Origin of the sequence: Alkalibacterium sp. 20 (assembly GCF_001885615.1) — a bacterium.
GTDB lineage: Bacteria > Bacillota > Bacilli > Lactobacillales > Carnobacteriaceae_A > Alkalibacterium.
Genome location: NZ_LSRN01000034.1, coordinates 88,272 through 108,572, shown reverse-complemented (window position 1 = coordinate 108,572; position 20,301 = coordinate 88,272). Strand labels below are relative to the sequence as shown.

16 protein-coding genes are annotated in these 20,301 nt (G+C 38.1%); 2 read left to right on the top strand and 14 right to left on the bottom strand.

What is annotated here, in order from left to right; translation table 11 throughout:
- Positions 1-16 precede the first annotated feature (16 nt).
- The 14 genes from liaX to AX762_RS06840 all read right to left on the bottom strand — a co-directional run bounded on the left by liaX (position 17) and on the right by AX762_RS06840 (position 18,330).
- Positions 17-1,714 (bottom strand): daptomycin-sensing surface protein LiaX, encoded by a 1,698-nt coding sequence (liaX, locus tag AX762_RS06910; RefSeq protein ID WP_071848406.1) that lies wholly within the window; start codon positions 1,712-1,714, stop codon positions 17-19.
- Between the two features lie 170 nt (positions 1,715-1,884).
- Positions 1,885-4,710, bottom strand: coding sequence for an excinuclease ABC subunit UvrA (gene uvrA, locus AX762_RS06905; protein ID WP_071848405.1), 2,826 nt, complete (start codon positions 4,708-4,710; stop codon positions 1,885-1,887).
- Between the two features lie 161 nt (positions 4,711-4,871).
- Positions 4,872-5,537, bottom strand: a complete 666-nt coding sequence (locus AX762_RS06900) for an HD domain-containing protein (protein ID WP_071848404.1) — start codon at positions 5,535-5,537, stop codon at positions 4,872-4,874.
- Between the two features lie 65 nt (positions 5,538-5,602).
- Positions 5,603-6,739 carry a cation transporter gene (locus AX762_RS06895; protein ID WP_177244059.1) on the bottom strand — a complete coding sequence of 379 codons (1,137 nt, stop codon included), beginning with the start codon at positions 6,737-6,739 and terminating at the stop codon, positions 5,603-5,605.
- A 4-nt stretch (positions 6,740-6,743) separates the two neighbouring features.
- Positions 6,744-7,109 carry a metalloregulator ArsR/SmtB family transcription factor gene (locus AX762_RS06885; protein ID WP_256244553.1) on the bottom strand — a complete coding sequence of 122 codons (366 nt, stop codon included), beginning with the start codon at positions 7,107-7,109 and terminating at the stop codon, positions 6,744-6,746.
- A gap of 75 nt (positions 7,110-7,184) precedes the next feature.
- Positions 7,185-8,381, bottom strand: a complete 1,197-nt coding sequence (locus AX762_RS06880; protein ID WP_071848403.1) for a PDZ domain-containing protein — start codon at positions 8,379-8,381, stop codon at positions 7,185-7,187.
- A 400-nt stretch (positions 8,382-8,781) separates the two neighbouring features.
- A complete protein-coding gene (gene ftsX, locus AX762_RS06875; RefSeq protein WP_071848402.1) occupies positions 8,782-9,672 on the bottom strand; it encodes a permease-like cell division protein FtsX in 891 nt (296 codons plus the stop codon).
- Positions 9,662-10,348 (bottom strand): cell division ATP-binding protein FtsE, encoded by a 687-nt coding sequence (gene ftsE, locus AX762_RS06870; protein ID WP_071848401.1) that lies wholly within the window; start codon positions 10,346-10,348, stop codon positions 9,662-9,664. Before ftsE ends, ftsX begins: the two co-directional genes overlap by 11 nt.
- 427 nt (positions 10,349-10,775) lie before the next feature.
- Positions 10,776-11,880, bottom strand: a protein-coding gene (prfB, locus tag AX762_RS06865; protein ID WP_177244058.1) for a peptide chain release factor 2 whose coding sequence is annotated in 2 segments (ribosomal slippage) — positions 10,776-11,816 and positions 11,818-11,880 — 1,104 coding nt in all. Because the reading frame shifts where the segments join, the coding sequence is not laid out codon by codon here.
- A gap of 68 nt (positions 11,881-11,948) precedes the next feature.
- Positions 11,949-14,411, bottom strand: coding sequence for a preprotein translocase subunit SecA (secA, locus tag AX762_RS06860; RefSeq protein ID WP_071848400.1), 2,463 nt, complete (start codon positions 14,409-14,411; stop codon positions 11,949-11,951).
- Positions 14,412-14,589: 178 nt separating this feature from the next.
- Positions 14,590-15,159, bottom strand: a complete 570-nt coding sequence (gene hpf, locus AX762_RS06855; protein WP_071848399.1) for a ribosome hibernation-promoting factor, HPF/YfiA family — start codon at positions 15,157-15,159, stop codon at positions 14,590-14,592.
- A gap of 151 nt (positions 15,160-15,310) precedes the next feature.
- Positions 15,311-15,844 carry a ComF family protein gene (locus AX762_RS06850; protein ID WP_177244057.1) on the bottom strand — a complete coding sequence of 178 codons (534 nt, stop codon included), beginning with the start codon at positions 15,842-15,844 and terminating at the stop codon, positions 15,311-15,313.
- 155 nt (positions 15,845-15,999) lie between these two features.
- A complete protein-coding gene (locus AX762_RS06845; protein ID WP_071848397.1) occupies positions 16,000-17,349 on the bottom strand; it encodes a DEAD/DEAH box helicase in 1,350 nt (449 codons plus the stop codon).
- 129 nt (positions 17,350-17,478) lie between these two features.
- The gene (locus AX762_RS06840) at positions 17,479-18,330 is read right to left on the bottom strand and encodes a DegV family protein (RefSeq protein ID WP_071848396.1); all 852 of its coding nucleotides are present in this window, start codon (positions 18,328-18,330) and stop codon (positions 17,479-17,481) included.
- A 104-nt stretch (positions 18,331-18,434) separates the two neighbouring features.
- Here AX762_RS06840 and AX762_RS06835 point away from each other — a divergent pair, with 104 nt between their 5' ends.
- Both AX762_RS06835 and AX762_RS06830 read left to right on the top strand, forming a co-directional pair.
- A complete protein-coding gene (locus AX762_RS06835; RefSeq protein ID WP_071848395.1) occupies positions 18,435-19,070 on the top strand; it encodes a YigZ family protein in 636 nt (211 codons plus the stop codon).
- 160 nt (positions 19,071-19,230) lie between these two features.
- The gene (locus AX762_RS06830; RefSeq protein ID WP_083432855.1) at positions 19,231-20,289 is read left to right on the top strand and encodes an LCP family protein; all 1,059 of its coding nucleotides are present in this window, start codon (positions 19,231-19,233) and stop codon (positions 20,287-20,289) included.
- Positions 20,290-20,301: the final 12 nt, after the last annotated feature.

Here is a 20,301-nt window from a genome sequence, read left to right as displayed (position 1 = left end):
TGACCCTCATTTCTTTTTATTGAGTATCTGTATCTTTTAGCAAAATATTACCCGTTGTGGTCGTTGCATTAAAATCAAACGACGTTTCATCAACCACTCTTTTATATCGTTTCATATTTTCTGATTTTTCGTTAACTTCAACTTCACTTAATCGACTTTTTATTTTACCGAATGTCGTTTTTGCCTGTCCCTCTAAAGTGATATTTTCAGGAATAGCCAGTTTCACGTTTCCATTGACCGTCGTTGCGTTAAGTCTAGTAATTGTACTATTCCTTACAGTAACTTTTATCTCGCCATTCGTAGTAGAAAGATCTCCACTTTTAATCGTTCCATCATATACAAGAGAACCATTTACTGAACTGGCAAGCAGATCCTTTAATTGACTGTTTTTTATCGTTACCGAACCATTCGATCCTTTAGCTTCCAACATTGTTCCACTCAGTTTTTCAAAATTGATTGACCCATTCGTTGATTTAGCATAGACATCTTTAACCTCAATGTCAGTGACCAGTACGTTACCATTTAGGGTATTGATGGATAAATAATCATACGTTCTTTCCGGTAAGGTAAGCGTTAGGTCAACATAGATACGTTTATTGGGAACGTGGACTATTAATTTGTCCTCATCTGCAGAAATAGTACTACGTATATCAAAAGATTCTTCCGGTGTCTCTTCATCCATTTTTCCATACAGTTTTCCTTTTGCAGATAATGTTATTGTTTGCGTGTTCCCTTTGTTTATAGTGACTTTTCCATTTGCGATTTTAATATCTAAAATGGTTGCTGTCGACTCATCAAATGCCCATTCTTTACTATACTCTTTGGAAGCCAAGGTTGGAAATTTCAAATTGACATTTTTCCAATCAAAATTATCGAGCACATTATCAAAAGATGTCCGAATCGTATCTTTCACATCTTTGTCGGAGGCTTCTTTCACTCTTTTTTTAAATAGTGTCGACATCTCTTTGCTGGCTTCTTCAATACGTTTACCTGCTTTTGACAATTCCTCACTGGCTTCTTTTTTCCAATCTTCCGGAATTTCGAAATCAGCTGTCACTTGTCTAGCTTTAAGTGTCCACTGTTTGACTTTTGAACGGTTCAACTGTTTGACACACTCATTTTTTCTATCAGTTAGTTCTAATTTTCTCTTTTCCAGCTGAGAAATCTCATCACTCAGCTCTTTGATACGAGCATCTTCTTCAAAGTCCTGTTCAGTCATTTCAACACGTTCCAGTTCTTGAGAAAGTTTATCAACTTTATTTCTCAATGCGATAATTTCATTGGTATTGTCCACTTCATCCAGTTGTTTGATCAACTCTAATTCTTTTTGAACAAGTTGAATTTCTTCTGAAATGGCTAGTTTTCTATCTTCAATGTCTAAGTGACTGTTTTTTTTCAGGCTATTCAATTCAGAGTTTTTTTCACCTATTTTTGAATCAACTTCTTTGAGCTGCTGGTTCAAATTATCTAGTTCAACTGAACATTCATTAATTTCTTTGACCAATGCTTCGAGTTCAATTTCAGCCTCTTTTTGATGTTGTGTTGATTCTGTTTCAGTTTTTTCTTCAACAGGCTGATCCTCTTGTTCAGCAAATTCTTCAGCTTCTACTTTTTTGCCTTCTTTATCGATTGTATTTTCGAGTAAGTCTAAGCCTTCTTCAGTAGATAAAATACCTTTTTTCATTAAGTCTATGATACGTTCTTTTTCGTTCATTCAAAGCCCTCCTATATGGGTTCCTTTAATCGATGCACAATAGTTCCACACGTTCTATAATTATTATGCACCATCTATTTTGGATTGTCATAGGACTTACGACTGATGTTTGTATTAAAAATAACTAAACTAATTATTCTCGAGGAAAATCAACAAATGAAAATCATGCTTTAGTGTCTATTCAGCATCTTACTCAAATACTGACCTGTATAACTCTCTTTACAATGAGCAACCTCTTCCGGAGTTCCTGTTACAATAACATACCCTCCACCCTCGCCACCTTCTGGACCAAGATCTATGATATGATCTGCCACTTTTATGACATCCAGATTATGTTCGATGACAAGCACTGTATTCCCCGCTTCTACTAAACGATCTAGAACTTGCAGTAGTCGAGCTATATCATCCGCATGCAGACCGGTCGTCGGTTCATCAAGAATATAAAAGTTATGACCATTCTGTCTTTTGTGCAGCTCACTCGCCAGCTTCATACGCTGAGCTTCCCCACCGGAAAGCGTAGTGGCAGGTTGTCCCAACCTCACATAGCCCAAGCCTACATCTATGATCGTCTGCATTTTACGTTCGATTTTCGGGACATTGGCAAAAAAACTAACAGCTTCATCGATTGTCATCCCTAATACATCAGCAATATTTTTTCCTTTATATTTCACTTCCAGCGTTTCTGAGTTGTAACGTGTCCCATGACATATTTCACACGGAACATAAACGTCAGGCAAGAAGTGCATTTCGATTTTTAATATCCCATCACCTCTGCACGATTCACAGCGTCCTCCTTTTACATTAAAACTGAACCGTCCTTTTTTATATCCGCGCATCTTAGCTTCATTGGTCTTTGCAAACAAATCACGAATATCATCGAAAACGCTCGTGTATGTGGCTGGATTACTTCTTGGTGTGCGCCCGATCGGACTCTGGTCGATATCGATCACTTTTTCCAGTTGTTCATGTCCTTCAATTGACTTGAATTTACCTGGTCTCTTTTTAGAACGACTGACTTCTCTTGCCAAAGCTTTATGCAGGATTCCATTTATTAACGAACTCTTACCCGAACCGGAGACGCCAGTTACAGCAACAAAGAGCCCTAAGGGAAAATCAACATCAATATTTTTTAGATTGTTTTCCTGCGCACCTTTGATCTTAATATAACCTTCTTTGTTGGTTCGTCTGGTTTTTGGTACAGGTATTTCTTTTTTTCCTGACAAATAGGCACCAGTGATCGAATCCGGATTTGCCATGATATCGTCTATTGTTCCTGTTGCGACTACTTCTCCACCTTTTTCTCCTGCTCCCGGACCAATATCAATAATATGATCCGCCGCACGCATGGTATCTTCGTCGTGTTCCACAACAATCAAAGTATTGCCCAAATCTCTCATTTTCTTCAGGGAATCGATCAGACGATTATTATCTCGCTGATGCAATCCAATAGATGGTTCATCTAGTATATAAAGGACACCTGATAAGTTTGACCCGATTTGAGTGGCTAAACGAATCCGTTGGGCTTCACCGCCAGATAGCGTTCCCGCTTTACGGTTTAAGGTTAAATAATCAAGTCCGACATTTTTCAAAAATGACAACCGTTCTTTTATTTCCTTGTTTATAGGTTTGGCTATGGTTGCATCTTTGGAGGAAAGATTTAAGTTATCAAAAAATTCCAATGCATGTTCCACAGAAAGCTGACTGATGTCACCAAGATCTTCTCCTTCTATTTTAACGGCTAAGGCTTCCTCGTTTAAACGTTTCCCATGACAAACAAGACACTCCAATTCGGTCATATACTGTTGCATAACCTTACGTGTATAGTCACTATTCGTTTCATGGTATCGTCTATTTACATTAGGCATTACACCTTCAAATGGAATCATCGTATCACGGACACTTCCAAAATCATTTTTATAATGAAAATGAAACTTTTTATTTTTAGATCCGTTCAATACAATATCCTTGTGTTTTTTGGGTAAATCTTTAAAAGGTATCGTTGTATCGATGTCAAACGCTTCACATGCTTGCGATAACATCTGTGGATAATAACTTGAACTAATGGGCTGCCAAGGAAGTAATGCGCCTTTATCTAAGGAAAGCATTTTGTCCGGCACAACTAGATCGATATCTACTTCGAGCTTCGTACCCAGTCCATCACATTCTGAACAGGCCCCAAACGGAGCATTAAATGAAAACAGACGTGGCTCCAGCGGCGGTAACGTAAAGCCGCATACCGGGCAGGCATAATGTTCGCTGAAAAGCACTTCTTCTTCGCCAATGACATCTGCTATAACGTATCCTTCCCCCAACTGCAAAGCAGCTTCCAGAGAATCGAACAAACGAGAGCGAATGCCTTCTTTAATCGCTATACGGTCTATGATGACATCTATGGAATGATTGACATTTTTATCCAACTCAATCTCTTCATCAATATCAACCAATTCACCATCGATTCTGAGTCTGACATAGCCTTCAGTTTTTATCTTCTCCAACACTTTTTTGTGCTGTCCTTTTTTCTCTTTTATTACGGGAGCAAGAATTTGAAGACGTGTTTTTTCCGGATATTCCAAAATACGATCGACCATTTGTTCAATGGACTGACTTGCTATCTCGGTTCCATCGTTTGGACAAATCGGTTTTCCGATTCTTGCATACATCAATCTCAAAAAGTCATTGATTTCAGTGACCGTTCCAACGGTTGACCGCGGGTTATTACTTGTTGTTTTCTGATCGATAGAAATTGCCGGACTGAGTCCTTCAATACTGTCCACATCAGGTTTATCCATTTGACCTAAAAATTGTCTGGCATATGAAGACAGTGATTCAACATATCGACGCTGTCCTTCCGCATAAAGCGTATCAAACGCCAGGGAACTTTTCCCTGACCCTGATAAACCCGTCATCACAACCAGTTTATCTCGCGGAATAGTAATATCTATATTTTTTAAATTATGCGAACGTGCACCACGTACTACAATTTTATCGTTAGCCATACTTTCATCCTACCTTTATTTATCGTCTCTAGGTTTACCATTCTCTTATTCATATTGTAAGGTTTTTAATCGAGTTATGCGACTATTAGACTCTGAATCGCTACTAAAAAAGAGGAAAGAGTCGGACTCTTTCCTCTCTTCCATTATTAATTTTAACATATTCACTCGTCTATTGCGAATGTCTGTTCTACTTCGTGATTCTTTAGAATCGCTCTAGATATTTTTTCTAGTTCCGCTTGATTGGTGAACTCACCCTTAAGTAAATCAGGCAATATCTCTGTTAGAAAATATTGCACACTCGCCATTTCTTTGAACTTTAGAATCGTATCTAATGATTCCTGGTAAATTTCTGTGAAAAGCGATTCTGGATTTCCTTTTTGTATTTCACCAAAAGACTCATATAACAGATCGACTTTATCCGCGACTGATAAAATTTTCCCTTCCAAAGTATCATCTTTTCCTTCTTTTAGTCGTTCATGGTAAATGGACTGGAATTCTTCCGGAAACTCTTGCTGTATAAAGTGCTGCGTCATGGATTCTTCCACATGCGCCAATCTATCTCGCAAATCAGGATCTGCGTATTTGACGGGTGTTTTGATATCCCCAATAAAAATTTCTGCATAATCATGATTCAGAGCTTTCTCATATAAGGCTTTCCAGTTCACCTTATTGCCTCTATTTTCTTCAACTGTTCCCAGAAATTGAGCAACTTTGGTCACTTTAAAGGAATGTTCTGCAACAGAATGTTCCTCATACTTAAATTTTCCTGGACAACGATATATTTTTTCTAGATCACTCAAACTCTTAAAATATTCATGTATTCCCATAATTATCTCCCCTTTTGATGTCGAATTCACCTTATATTATCAACTTCGCTGTCCCTTTTCAACCATTAATCCTCTGTTAATATATTTTCCGGATCATAGACGATCTCAATTGTCGAATGGTGGATAGCATAGTTTGACAAAGCTTTTCTAACCTTCTTCTTGATTGATTCGATTTCATGCATATCTGACACTGCTGTACTGATTGTCATCGTCATAGCATGTTCCTTGCCATCGACAGACCAAACATGTAAATGTGAGACGTTCGTTACCCCTTCAATCGAAAGAATGGTTTCTTTTATCTTTTTTTGAGACAAGTGTTTAGGTGTCGCATCTAAAAATATTTCAATCGTTTCTCTGAATAGAGGCCACGTTTTATACACAATGAATCCCGCTATAGCTATGGACAGTAAGGGATCCAAGAAGTACCAGTCTGTAAAATTTAAAACAACACTGACTAATAAGACACCAACCCAACCTAAAACATCTTCCATCATATGCAGGTTGATCAAGGATTCATTATTCGACTCCCCGCGACTCATTAACCAGGCAGAAAAACCATTTGCTACAATCGCAGCTATGGAGAGCCAAAACATGCCTTCATGATTGACAGGCTCCGGATTCAGTAAACGTGGGACAGCATTAAAGAGAACCACCATCGAGCCGCCTAATAAAATGACAGAAGTAACTAAAGCACCTAATAAAGAAAATCGCTGGTGCCCAAAACTATATTGATCATCCGCTTCTTTTGTGGAGATTCTTTCAAAGTAACTGGCTAATCCAATAGACAGCGCATCACCCAGATCATGAATGGCATCTGTCATAATAGCAATACTGTTAAACAGAAAACCAAAGACGAATTCGATGGCTGAAAAGAATAAATTCAAGCTGAATACAAACATCATTTTTTTTGACGTTTCTTGATTCATTATAGACTCTATACCATGGTGGTGTCCTTGATGGGAATGTCCCTCTTTGCTTTTATGAGTATTTTCGTTATCAGCATCCATGTCTGACATCGTGATTTTTTCAAATTCCAAGACTTTTTTTATCTGCTCGATAGCCGCATCCGTTTCATTTAGCGTCAGTTTATTATTTTCAAAATCTATTTTAACGGCAGAATTAGATGTGAATTTATTCAGTTTTTTTTCTAAATTTATAGAACAGTTGTTGCAATGTAACCCATGTAATTTGTATTCGGTCATTTTTCTACCTCTTTTCTTGAACATGTGTGACGACTTGGTTGATCAGTTCATAAACATGCTCATCCATTATAGAGTAGATACGAGTCTTACCTTCTCTGCGTGATTTTACAAGTCTTGCGGCTTTTAAGATTTTCAGTTGATGCGAGACTGCCGATTGTTCCATATTCAGATTATCTGCTATCGTATTTACATTCATATCATTTAACGATAAATAATAAACAACGGCTAACCGATGAGGATCACTTAATGCTTTAAACAATAATGCCGCATCTTCAAGTGTTTCATTTCCGATTTCCATCTTTACACCACTTTCATATGTATGTATGTTCATATGTTCATGATACCATTTTTTCATTCCTTTTTCCATCATAAAAAAAACCTCTCCGTTAACGTTATTACTAAAGGTTAAACCTTAATAATGACATCAACTGAGAAGTTAATAAGTTTAGTATTCGATTTCTTCCAATGTTACAAGTCCCAAATCATGAGCATCTTCTTCATAAATAGGCGTTTCAGCTATGACAAGTTCCCCATCCAATCGTTTCAATTTAAGTTTGCTATATGAGCGATTGTTAAACAACGATTCAGTAAGGTCTTCAGAAGAGGTCAATTTTATCTGATTCGATTCTACAAGAACATCCCCTACTTCAATTGACATTCTCTCGGCTGGACTGTTTGGTCTTACTGCTACGACACGCAATCCATCTTGATCTGGTCCGAATTTAAATGCCCATTTCCTTTCTCGCTGTCTATGTCTATACAACACATAAACGCCTCCAACAAGCATCACAACTAGGCCAATTGCACTGAATTCTTCAATCCAAAATGTCAGTCCCACTAGCAGGACGCTTAACACGCTAAGTAGTGAAAAATCCTTAATGATGGCCTGTTTCGCTTCAGAAGGAAGTTGTGCCTGCACGGTGTATCTGAAACCTAAAAGTACAGGTATGATCAAAAATGAATAGGTTTGATTGCCCATTGAAAAAACGGGCCACCAATCAAAGAGAGCGGTAAACGTTTCTCCCGGTACAACAACGACCAGAGGAATCAGCCATAAAGGTTTCATACGGTACCTGGCTACTAGCTTACCACGTTTTGTTTTCATAAATCTTGGGACAAATTGATTCATATTTCCTTTGTTCAAAACAATTATAGTACTCATCAATAGCAAAACAACTAAAACGAGTATCACTCGAGTACTTTCTAAACTCGTCGATGTCTGACTTAATATAGGACTGTTCCATTGTTCCAGGATATCGCCAAATAATGACGCTTCTGTGACAAAATAACTCAAGCCTAATACAACCAAACTCGCCGTACTAAACGTAAAGATTGGATGAATGAATCTATAGCCTAAACCTAAAAATAACAATGTCACAATATGATAGATTATGATCCAGTCAATCGTAACCGGCATACCTATACCCACTGAAAACAAGGATATGACTGCTCCAGGAATGAGACCCCACGTTATTAATCTTTTGATCTCATAATTTTCTTTATACACAGTCGTTCTGAGCTTACTTCTGGAGTACTTGAAACGTCTATTTTTGGATAAGAGTGCTAAAACGACACCAATGATAAACGTTGGTTGCAATAAAAATAACAAAAGTGCCAGCAAGATATTTTGAAACAATGTCATATTTTTCATCCCTTCGAATCTATATTTATCTCATTTTATCATATTAAAACATAACTTACTTTGTTTGTACAAAAAAACTCCCGATGTGACGGTATGACCTCACATAAGGAGTTTTATTTATACACTAAGATTTAAGGACGTCCGAATCTGGCAACACATCTAAGGCAACTTATCAGGTGCAAGTGAGCCAAAAGCCGCACCCGCCGCTGTATGAGCACCCAAGCATATCCTTCGACATGGTAAATGGGCCCGAATTGATAGTAGAAAAATAAACATCCTGGAGATGAATTTAAAACGCTTCTTACAATTCATTTAGATACTTTTTTTATCCACGTTGGCTTTTTTCTTATCTGCTTTTCTGACTATATGTAGGAAGAGGGGAAAATTCCCCTCTTTTAAATTAAACTTTCAAGAATTTTCTGATTGACAATGATGATCCAACGCTTCCTATAACTATACCAATAGTTAGAAGTAATATAACGATTTGAATTAAGAATGGGTTAGGCGGTAATAAACTGAAATATGTGCCCGATAGGTATCCCATTAATGTATCAAACCCTCTTAAATAAACATAAGAAATAATCGATACAGGGATCAACGCTCCAGCAAAACCGATCAGTGCACCTTCGATCAAGAATGGCCATCTAATAAACCAGTTTGTTGCACCTACTAATTTCATGATCTCGATTTCTGTTCTCCTTGAAAAGATAGTGATTCGAATAGTGTTGGAAATTAAGAAGACAGCTGTGAATATCAGCGCACCGATTATAACGGCTCCGACATTTCTTACTGTTCCCATCAATTCAAAGAGTCGATCAGCTTCTGCTCCACCGTAGTTAACATTATCAACCACAGAACCTAACTGTTCAGCTTCTTCAGCTACTACTGAAGTATACTCGGGCAATGACGTATTTAAAATGAATACATCATGTAAAGGGTTGTCGTCCCCTTCAAATAGTCCGAATTCCTCGCCATAGCTTCCCATGACATTATCCAGTTCTTCTTCTCTACTTGAAAACTCAATAGATTCAATATTATCGATTTCATCCAATTCACTTCTCAAAGCTTCTTGTTCTGACTCTTCCGTTCCGGTTGCAACATACACTCTCACGCTGACGTCTTCTTCAACATCTGACGCTAGCTTGTTTACATTCATTAAGAGAGCAATTAAACTCCCCACTAATAATAGTGTAATAGCAACAGCACTGATAGCTGCAAATGTCATCCATCCATTACGTTTAATACTTTTAAATGATTCTTTTATATGTCTTCCTGCTGCTCTAAATTTCATAACCGTACTCCCCTCTTTCCTGGTCGCGGGCAATACGTCCATTTTCAACAGCCAAGACACGATGTCTCACGCGGTTAACAATTTCGCTGTTGTGCGTTGCCATAATAATCGTCGTCCCATGATTATTGATTTCTTCAAGTAAATCCATGATGCCCGCTGCCGTTTCCGGATCCAAGTTCCCTGTTGGTTCATCTGCAATGAGTATACGTGGCATATTAGCTATCGCTCTGGCAATCGCAACACGTTGCTGTTCTCCTCCTGATAGTTCATTTGGAAACATGCGCACTTTATGTTTTAATCCAACTAATTCTAAAACTTCTAATGATCTTTTTTTGATGTTCTTAGGATTTTTACCGACCACTTGCATAGCGTACGCAACGTTCTCAAACACAGTCAAACGCGGTAATAATTTGAAATCCTGGAATACTACGCCTACGTATCGTCTTAAAAACGGGATTTTTTTATTCTTCAAATTCATTAAATCAAATTTACCCACTTTGACTGTTCCTTTTGTAGGCAGCTCTTCACGGTAGATCATTTTTATGAATGTTGATTTACCTGCACCACTGGGGCCCACAATATAGACAAATTCTCCCTGATCGATCGTTACGTCCAACCCATTAATAGCAGTGATGCCATTGGGATATTTTTTATAGACATTTTTCATCTCTATCATTAATTATATCACCTATCTATTTTAGATTTTTATTCTAATCTGGTAAGCAACCTATAACTATTTCCTCTTGCTTTTTGGAACCATACATAGTATATCATCATTTTTACACATGTCTGTTTTAAACAAATTACAATATTGTTTCAACGTAACATTTCTGTTTTTTTAAAAAATAAAAGTTTGATAGAACAAACCTCTCTTTGCCTACGTTCACCACTTCAAGCGTTTTAAATAACGATTAGACAGTATAACGAACCATTTTATTGCTTTATAATCACTTAAAATGGGAAGCGTTACACACTATTACAACATTAGTCTTACCTTTATTTTTCTTGTTTTTTTTGTCTAAAATATGACAATACCGGATTATCTTCCTAATAAAAATACAGACCTCCATATCAGAAGCCTGCATTTAATCATTAATCACTTTTTATCTATTCATCGTTAACCTTAAATAAGCATTGATGAATGGATCGATTTCTCCATCCATAACAGCATCAGTATTTCCTGTTTCCTCATTTGTTCTATGATCTTTCACCATAGCATACGGGTGGAAAACATATGATCTGATTTGAGAACCCCAACCAATTTCTTTTTGTTCGCCTCTAATTTCTGCCATTTCCTGCTCTTTTTCTTCAATTTCTTTTTGATATAACTTGGCTTTCAACATATTCATTGCTAGTTCTTTATTTGCTATTTGAGAACGTCCGGCTTGACTGGCAGCCACAAGGCCCGTTTCTTTATGAGTGATACGTACAGCTGAATCTGTTTTATTGATGTGCTGTCCACCAGCACCGCTCGCACGATACGTATCAACACGAATATCATCTGGATTAACAACAATATCTATTTCGTCGGTGATTTCCGGAATAACGTCTATAGAAACAAAAGAGGTATGACGTCGGCCATTTGAATCAAAAGGAGAAAGACGGACAAGCCGGTGTACCCCTTTTTCGGCTTTCAATAACCCATAGGCATTCGTTCCTTTGATCAATAACGTTACGCTTTTAATTCCTGCTTCGTCACCGCTTTGGTAATCAAGCACCTCGTAGGATAGTCCTTTTTTTTCTATCCAACGCGTGTACATGCGGTAAAGCATTTCGCCCCAGTCTTGAGACTCTGTTCCGCCAGCCCCAGGGTGTAATTCCATAATAGCATCGTTTTTATCATAAGGGTCACTTAAGAGCATGTCTAATTCATATTGATTGATGACCTTTTCTAATTGCGTTATATTCGACTCGATTTCCGATTGTATGTCTTTATCGTCTTCATCTTTCAACATATCGATCAAGATGGCAACCTCTTCTATCGATTCTTCCATATTTATAAAAGTCTGATAAGCTTCTTTTGTTTCGTTGCCTTCTTTGATAACCTTTTGCGCTTCTTCTTGATCATCCCAAAAAGTGGGATCGGCCATTTTTTGATCAAATTCAGCGATGTCTGTTTCTAATTTTTCTAAGTCAAAGAGACCCCCTAAAGTCTTCAACTTTATGTTTTGCTGCACTCAATTTATTGGTAATTTCACTTATTTCCATTATTATCCTCCGTTTTGTATAGCTGAAAAGGAACAGATAAACTATCCGTTCCTTTTCCAGGTTTGATATTATCCCAATCGTGTGTGTACTTCCTCATCATGCGAATGAGCTGGTTTCTCGGCTGCGCGACGTACTTGTTTTTTGTTACCATTTGGTGTTGCCTGCTCACGTTTCAAGTTTTGTCTGATTTGAGATTTCATTAACAGACGAGTCACATCATGTTCGATTTCACCGATCATTTCTTCAAACAATGTGAAACCTTCTTGTTGGTATTCTGTCAACGGATTAAATTGTCCATATGAACGCAGGCCAATTCCTTGTCTTAATTGATCCATCTGATCAATATGATCTGTCCATTTCTTGTCAACAACACGCAAGACAACTACTTTTTCAAATTCGAGTACTTGTTCTTTCCCATTAAGTTGAGATGTTTTTTCTTCATAATTTGCCAGAGATAAATCAATTAAAATTCCCTCGATTTGACTCGCTGATTTCTCTTTTAAATCGTCGACTGATAAATCATCAGGATGAACCAGGGTCGTGTGTGCAAAATCTTCAATGTGTTCTAAATTCCATTTTGAAGAGTCTTCTTGCTGAGTATTCAATTGAACAAAACGTTCTATAGTGCGTTTGATCATAGGAACTGCAACATAATTTAGCGACTCTTCTTCTAATATCACTTTTAAACGCTGCGAGTAAATAACTTCACGCTGTTCACGCATTACATCATCATATTTCAGTACGTTACGACGTGTGTCATAGTTATTTCCTTCAACCCTTTTTTGAGCTGATTCCACTTGGCGGCTGATCATTCGGCTTTGGATGACGGCATCATCTTCTGTAATTTTCAGTTGCTCTAGGACCATGCGGATACGTTCAGATCCAAAACGTTTCATCAAATCATCTTCAAGAGAAAGGTAAAATTGGGAAACCCCAGGGTCTCCTTGACGACCAGAACGTCCTCTTAATTGATTATCAATACGTCTTGATTCATGACGTTCAGTACCAATAACTGCTAATCCACCAATTTCTTTAACGCCGGGACCTAATTTGATATCTGTCCCACGTCCAGCCATGTTTGTTGCAATCGTGACGGCACCGGGTTGTCCGGCATTCACGACGATTTCAGCTTCACGGAAGTTATTTTTCGCATTCAAGACTTCGTGTGGAATGCCTTCTCTTTTAAGGAGATCACTGATCACTTCAGATGTTTCAACAGCCACCGTACCCACGAGTACAGGTTGCCCTTTACCGTGACGCTCTCTAATATCTTCAGCTACAGCATTAAATTTGCTTTCAAGCGTCGGATAAAGCAAATCATCACGGTCATCACGAATTAACGGACGGTTAGTAGGAATGGCAATAACATTCATGTTATAAATCTCTCTGAATTCTTCTTCTTCCGTTTTCGCTGTACCTGTCATCCCAGACAATTTTTTATACATACGGAAGTAGTTTTGGAACGTAATAGTTGCCATTGTTTTAGATTCTTTTTGAATCTCAACATTTTCTTTTGCTTCGATTGCCTGATGCAGGCCATCTGAATAGCGACGACCCTCCATAAGACGCCCCGTAAATTGATCAACAATCTTCACTGCATTATCAGCCACAACATAATCGATATCACGTAACATGATATAATTCGCACGTAACGCTTGATCGACGTGATGTACTAAGGCTTGATGTTCAATGTCATACAAGTTAGTTACATGGAAGGTGCTCTCAGCTTTTCCAATACCTTCTTCAGTTAATGAAATGGATTTAGAAGATAAATCGATCGTGTAATCCTCTTCCTCTTTCAGACCTTTGATAAAGAAATCACAGCGTGTGTAGAAGGATGTTGATTTGTTTGCTTGACCAGAAATAATCAATGGTGTTCGTGCTTCGTCGACCAAAATCGAGTCGACCTCATCCAGAATAGCGAAATTCAGTGGACGTTGAGCCATTTGTTCTTTATAAACGACCATATTATCTCGAAGATAATCGAATCCTAGTTCGTTATTCGTTGAATAGGTGATATCGCAAAGATAGGCCTCTTTTTTTTCAGCAGATGTTTTTGCATTCAGGTTTAACCCAACTGTCAATTCCATCCATCTGTATAATTCGCCCATTTCTTCTGCATCACGTGTTGCCAAGTAATCATTGACCGTTACGACATGTACGCCTTCGCCCGAAATAGCGTTCAAATAAACAGGCATCGTAGCTGTAAGGGTCTTACCTTCACCCGTTTTCATTTCGGAAATATTTCCTTCATGTAAGGAAATCCCTCCCATTAATTGCACTCTAAACGGGTACAATCCTAGAACACGGAGTGCAGCTTCTCTTACTGTCGCAAACGTTTCAACAAGCAAGTCATCTAGTGTTTCGCCTTTCGCGTAACGATTTTTAAATTCTACAGTTTTCGCTTTTAACTCGTCATCATTTAAAGCTTTCATCTCAGCACTTAATGCTTCAATTTTGTCAGCTGACTTACCATATCTTTTTAAAACTTTATTATCATTTTCAAATATTCTTTTTAATAAATGAGCCATGAATACAAATCTCCTCTATCGTTTCATTTCTACTACTATACTTCTGGAATATATCATACCTTATAATTGTACCATTATTCAGGTTCAAATAAAAGACTTGTTCCCATAAATATAGACAACTGTTTCAAAATTTTCCAATAAAAAAAGACGAGCATATTCGCTCGCCTTTTTGTTGAAATTAATCTGTTTCAATTAATCCGTATTTCCCATCATTACGTTTATAAACGATACTAGTACCATTAGTATCAGCATCTTCAAAAATAAAGAAGTTATGACCCAACATATCCATTTGCAGGACAGCCTCTTCGGCATCCATTGGTTTCAGGCTTAAACGTTTTGTTCGAACAATCGATGCGCTTAATTCTAAATCATCGTCGTCATCCATGTTTAAGTCTGCCCATAAATCAGAGTCAGTGGGCTGAGGCACATCCACACCTTGTGTACGACGATTCTTACGGTTGATTTTTGTTTTATATTTTCTCATTTGGCGTTCTAATTTATCGACAACTAAGTCGACGCTTCCATATAAATCTGGGGAAGTTTCCTCCGCACGTAAAACCACATATGGGAGTGGAACAGTGACTTCTACTTTAGCCGTTTTATCAGAATAAGTTTTCAAATTGACATGTGCATTTGCTTCTGGCACATCATTAAAATATTTCTCAATCTTACCGACTTTCTTTTCTACGTATTCTCTTATGGCTTGAGTCACCTCAATGTTTTCGCCTCTAACATTGTATCTAAGCATAATACTTCACCCTTCCAATATCTAGTATAGTCTTGACCTTAAAACACTGACCAAGACCATCTCCAAGCAAACCGATTATGTTTGCTTGATTTAATTATACATGATAGCGTTCCCTTTCTCAACGAAAGTACACTTTACTGAACCACTTAAATTATCTGAACAGAGAAAATGTCTCAATGCGCTTGGGTGAATACTGTTTCAAGACATCGGCAGCATGAAACAAGGTTCGTCCTGTCGTATATAGATCGTCAACTAATAGTACCGAAGCACCTGTAACAAGTGATTCCATCTCAGTTTCAAGGATAAATGGTTGCTGTGTTTCCATTCGGTCCGCTTTGTTTTTCTTGGACTGTTTCTCCCCTTGCCCTACGTTTTCAAGAGCTCTTATATACGGGATCTCAGCGCTGTCTAATAATAGTTCAACTTGATTGAAACCTCTTGTTTGCTTGCTACCTTGACTGATCGGAATGGGAATAATACGTGACTGTTTAGAGAGCGGTCCCAAGTGGGCTTTCAACTCGAGCGCAAATAAAGACGACAGTTCGCAATCTCCCATAACCTTATATTTTTTCATATAAGCTTTGGCAAATTCATTATAATAAAATAAACTGCGATGTTTAAAATCATACTCCGGATATGTTTTTTTCCATTTTCTGCAATCCAGACAGAGATCATCCTCCGACATTTTTTCACATCCGGCACACTTTACAGTTTCTTTACTCACGGGCTTCAATTGACTATAACAATGATCACACATTTGTCTGGGCATTACATTACGGTAAAAAAGATTAGCAAACGACAAACTATCTTCAACCTTTTCAAGGCACCATAAACACACACTCATTGGATCAACCCTCTTTTCTGAGCTAAGCGATTCATTTGTCTGATTTGTTTCAGCGCTTTTTTTATCGCTCGCGTCCAGTCCTGATGATAAAACGTCACATTCCCGGTTGGATGATTTTTTGATCTCCCCACTCTACCAGAAATTTGTACAAGCGCCGCTTCGGTGTATACATGATGATCCGCACGCCAGACAATTACATCAATATTTTCAAAAGTAACTCCGCGTTCCAGAATAGTCGTGGTCATCAAAAAGTCCAGTTCTCCATTCCTCATTTTTTGCACCTTTTCTTTCCGGTCAGCGTCTTTGGAATGTACACATTCAAATGATGCTCTTTGAAAATTCATCTGAAAAAAGGGTTGTATTTTTTCCATTAAGGCTATCGTTGGTATGAAGACCAAAAAACGCTTTTTTTGTGCGATCAATCGCTTCATATGTTTAATCAAACGGGTGTGCTCGCCTTTTTTGTAATTGATCGAATCACTCCTTTGATAAACAGCTTCTGGAACTGGCAAAGCATACCCATGATATCTGGCTGGTAATATAACTGCCTCTATCAGCTTGTTTTTTATTCTTTTCTGCATAGGCTTATCCGGCGTCGCCGTTAAGTAAATGAGGCTTGACAACGTTTTCCGAGCTTTTTTTGTAGCAAAATGAAGGGCTGCATTCATGTGATAGGGAAAAGCATCCACCTCATCGATGATAACCACATCAAAAGCTTCTTTAAATCGGTACAACTGGTGTGTTGTCGCAATGACAAGTTGCGTGTACCGGTAATCTTCTTCTGCTCCCCCGTATAATACAGCAATCGGGATCTCCGGAAAGACACGTTGCATCCGCGGGGCCAATTCCAAACACACATCAATACGAGGTGAAGCTATGCAGACACGTTTATTGCTTTCTAACGCCCCTTGAATCCCCTTAAAGAGCATTTCTGTTTTACCGGCACCTGCGACAGCCCAAACGACTAATTCTTTATGCTCTCTAATGCTTTCGGTGATTACTTTGGAAGCTTCTCTTTGCTGCTCTGATAATTTCCCATGCCACTTTAGATAGGGTTTTTGGTATGATTCATATTGATTAGGTTCTGGCAGTGAATACAGCTGAGCGCATTCCCTTACTTTACCTAAAGCAATACATTCTCTGCAATAGAGACAATGGTTCCCACATATGCATGGATTAGGTTTTGACAATTCAGAACGCGTTGAACAGCGTGCACACCTTTTACTTCCGTCACTAATAACAAAAGCGGGTTCAACACAAATAGAACTCTTTATTTCTTCAGTCAGTTCGAAACCAACTTCTTCTTTCAATAAACTTCTTCCGTATACTAACGAATAGTCTGGCATTTTTCTTCATCCCTTAACTAAATGGTTACTACTACTATTTACATACAAATAAAAAAATCACTTTTTTGGGTAAAAAAAAAGCATCAAATGATTGATGCTTTGAAATAATAGTATAATAGCAAATTATAATTAGTGGATATCCTTTGTCCATGACATCCCAATGGCGCCTTCCCCTGTATGAACGCCGACAACAGGACCTAAAAAACTGGAGGTAAATCGTACCGTAGGAAACTTGATTTCCAAATGTTCCTTAAACGCTTGCGCTTCTTCTTCACAATAAGCGTGAACGATCGTCGCCACGATAGGATAGTCTTTATTTAATACTGACTCTTCGAGTAACCCTTCAATTTTTCTCAAGGCTTTCTTTTTAGTTCTGATTTTGTCATAAGCAACAATTTCTCCTGCTCTAAAAGTCAGAACTGGCTTGATTTTAAGCGCCGTTGCTACGCCACCTGCAGCTCTCGATAATCGTCCGCCTTTGATTAAATTAGTCAGATCGTCAACAATAAAATAAATCTCTAGTTCTTTTTTTATTTTATCTAACTCGTCAATGATTGCATTAATTGATTGTCCCTCTTTAGCCAACTTCATTGCAGCTCTCACAAGAAAGGCTTGTCCGGCACCGGCTAGTTCAGAATCATATGGATAAATAGTAATGCCTTCTAAAGAGTTGGCCACACTATAAGCATTTTGAAATGTTCCAGATATTCGACCGGATAAATGTATACTGATAATGGCATCATAGTCATCTTGTAATTCTTGATACAGCGTTGTTAATTCTCCCACTGTCGGTTGCGAACTGGTAGGGAGCTGCTCACATTCTCTCACTTTTTCAAAAAATTCATTTGATGTAATGTCTACTTCTTCTTTGAAAACTTCATTTTTAAAAATGACAGACAACGGGACGAAATAAACGTTATCCTTTTCATACTCTTCTTTGTTTAAGTATGCTGTACTATCTGTTACAATGGCTGTACGCATTTTTTCACCTCACTTCCTTAAAAATCACCTGTTTAAACACCCTTATACTATAGCATGTATTCTATTGTACACCAACTTTGTGACTAAATGAAAGGGACGGAATCATGAAAAATTATCGAACAATTCGTGAACATGGCTCGCACGAAATAAATATAAAAAAGTCTCGCTTTATTTGCACACTTAAGCGCACCGAATCTGAAGGAGAAGCTGTATCTTTTGTTGAACAGATTAAAAAAGAACATTCTAAAGCTAGTCACAATTGTTATGCTTATTTAATTGGTGAGTCTGATCACATTCAACGCGCTTTTGATGATGGTGAACCGAGCGGGACAGCTGGCGTTCCAATCTTGGAAGTTTTAAAAAAAAGAAACGTCAAAAACATCACGGCTGTTGTCACTCGCTATTTTGGCGGAACCAAATTAGGCGCTGGCGGGCTCATTCGAGCCTACGGACAAGTCACGAACGAAGCGCTCAATCATATTGGAATCGTTGAAAAACAGCTTCAACAATTTGTTGCTGTATCCGTCGCCTATCCGGTGAGTGCTAAACTTCAGAATATATTAGAGGAGTCCGCTTACACCATCCATTCCACTGATTATACAGCAGATGTAACCTATAATTGTCTTATCCCTATAGAAAAAGCAGAACTATTCATGGAAGAAACAACCAATTGGACAAGCGGGAACGCCACTTTTGAAACAGGCGCTAAAGCATGGATAGAAGTCCCCGTTGCTAATTGAAAATAAATGACATCGTAAAAAACAAGCGCGAATGATGAACAGCTTGTCAAAACCGACTGTTTCTATTTAGTCAGTTTCCCCTCACATATTGACACGTGAGTCATTTAGCATAATAATAGTAAAGGACCGTCTTTCAACTCACTTTAAAGGAGTAACCCTATTGTCTTATCAAACTAATCAGTCTAATTTTTCTCGAACACACGTGAATAATCGAAAGAAGAAAAAAAAGCAACGCATCATTTTGAGTATCTTGATTCCACTATTTACAATTATATTGATTGGTACAGTTTATTTTGCTAAGCTTTTTGCGACAATTGGAAATGAAATTGACGCATCATTCGCCGAGATAGACCGGCAAGGACCTATTGAAAAAGTTAATCCCATTGACGAACCTGTTTCATTCTTGTTTTTAGGTGTCGACAATAATGAAGACCGTCAACTCGATTCCACCCGTGCTGACTCTATCATCTACGCTACCATTAACCCGATGACACACGAGATGAATATGGTTTCCATCCCTAGAGATACCTTCGTACCGATTAAACACAAAGGCGAAACCATTCGCTTTGACCGGATCAATGCGGCTTATGCTGTCGGACAAGAGAGCGCTATGGTTCAAACAGTTGAAGAATGGCTGGATGTGCCTATACATTATTATGCGACCTTTAACTTCACCGCTTTCTTGGATATTATAGATGAACTCGGTGGGATTGAAATGGATGTTCCTGTTGCGATAAACGAAATGGATTCCAACGATCAGCTGGGTTCGATTGCTCTAGAAAAAGGATTACAGACTTTGAACGGTGAAGAAGCGTTGGCATTAGCACGCACACGCAAGCTTGATAATGATGTGAATCGCGGTCATCGCCAGCAGTTGATTATTGAAGCTATCATAAAAAAAGCATTAAATTTTGATTCACTCACTAAATATACCGGCATAGCTGAGACAGTAGGCAGCAATATGCAGACAAATCTGCGGATGCGTGATATGACGGCTATTGCTCAAACCGGTTTAAACGACTCATTTAAGATTACGACACATATCTTTGAATGGTCCAGTTTTACAGAACGAGGAATGGATTTAGTTGAAATCAAACCAGAAAGTTATAACCTCATTCAAAACGAATTAAAAAATTCGTTAAACAAAACGGAAACATCGTCAGAGTCTATGCCGTATGATGAAGAACCTACCGCAGGCACAAGTAGTACCATAAATTAAAGAAAGCCTCAC

Excerpts from the sequence above, each read along its gene's own strand:
- liaX (WP_071848406.1), bottom strand. The coding sequence starts at position 1,714 with ATGAACGAAAAAGAACGTATCATAGACTTAATGAAAAAAGGTATTTTA.
- uvrA (WP_071848405.1), bottom strand. The coding sequence starts at position 4,710 with ATGGCTAACGATAAAATTGTAGTACGTGGTGCACGTTCGCATAATTTA.
- AX762_RS06900 (WP_071848404.1), bottom strand. The coding sequence starts at position 5,537 with ATGGGAATACATGAATATTTTAAGAGTTTGAGTGATCTAGAAAAAATA.
- AX762_RS06895 (WP_177244059.1), bottom strand. The coding sequence starts at position 6,739 with ATGACCGAATACAAATTACATGGGTTACATTGCAACAACTGTTCTATA.
- AX762_RS06885 (WP_256244553.1), bottom strand. The coding sequence starts at position 7,109 with ATGATGGAAAAAGGAATGAAAAAATGGTATCATGAACATATGAACATA.
- AX762_RS06880 (WP_071848403.1), bottom strand. The coding sequence starts at position 8,381 with ATGACATTGTTTCAAAATATCTTGCTGGCACTTTTGTTATTTTTATTG.
- ftsX (WP_071848402.1), bottom strand. The coding sequence starts at position 9,672 with ATGAAATTTAGAGCAGCAGGAAGACATATAAAAGAATCATTTAAAAGT.
- ftsE (WP_071848401.1), bottom strand. The coding sequence starts at position 10,348 with ATGATAGAGATGAAAAATGTCTATAAAAAATATCCCAATGGCATCACT.
- secA (WP_071848400.1), bottom strand. The coding sequence starts at position 14,411 with ATGGCTCATTTATTAAAAAGAATATTTGAAAATGATAATAAAGTTTTA.
- hpf (WP_071848399.1), bottom strand. The coding sequence starts at position 15,159 with ATGCTTAGATACAATGTTAGAGGCGAAAACATTGAGGTGACTCAAGCC.
- AX762_RS06850 (WP_177244057.1), bottom strand. The coding sequence starts at position 15,844 with ATGTCGGAGGATGATCTCTGTCTGGATTGCAGAAAATGGAAAAAAACA.
- AX762_RS06845 (WP_071848397.1), bottom strand. The coding sequence starts at position 17,349 with ATGCCAGACTATTCGTTAGTATACGGAAGAAGTTTATTGAAAGAAGAA.
- AX762_RS06840 (WP_071848396.1), bottom strand. The coding sequence starts at position 18,330 with ATGCGTACAGCCATTGTAACAGATAGTACAGCATACTTAAACAAAGAA.
- AX762_RS06835 (WP_071848395.1), top strand. The coding sequence starts at position 18,435 with ATGAAAAATTATCGAACAATTCGTGAACATGGCTCGCACGAAATAAAT.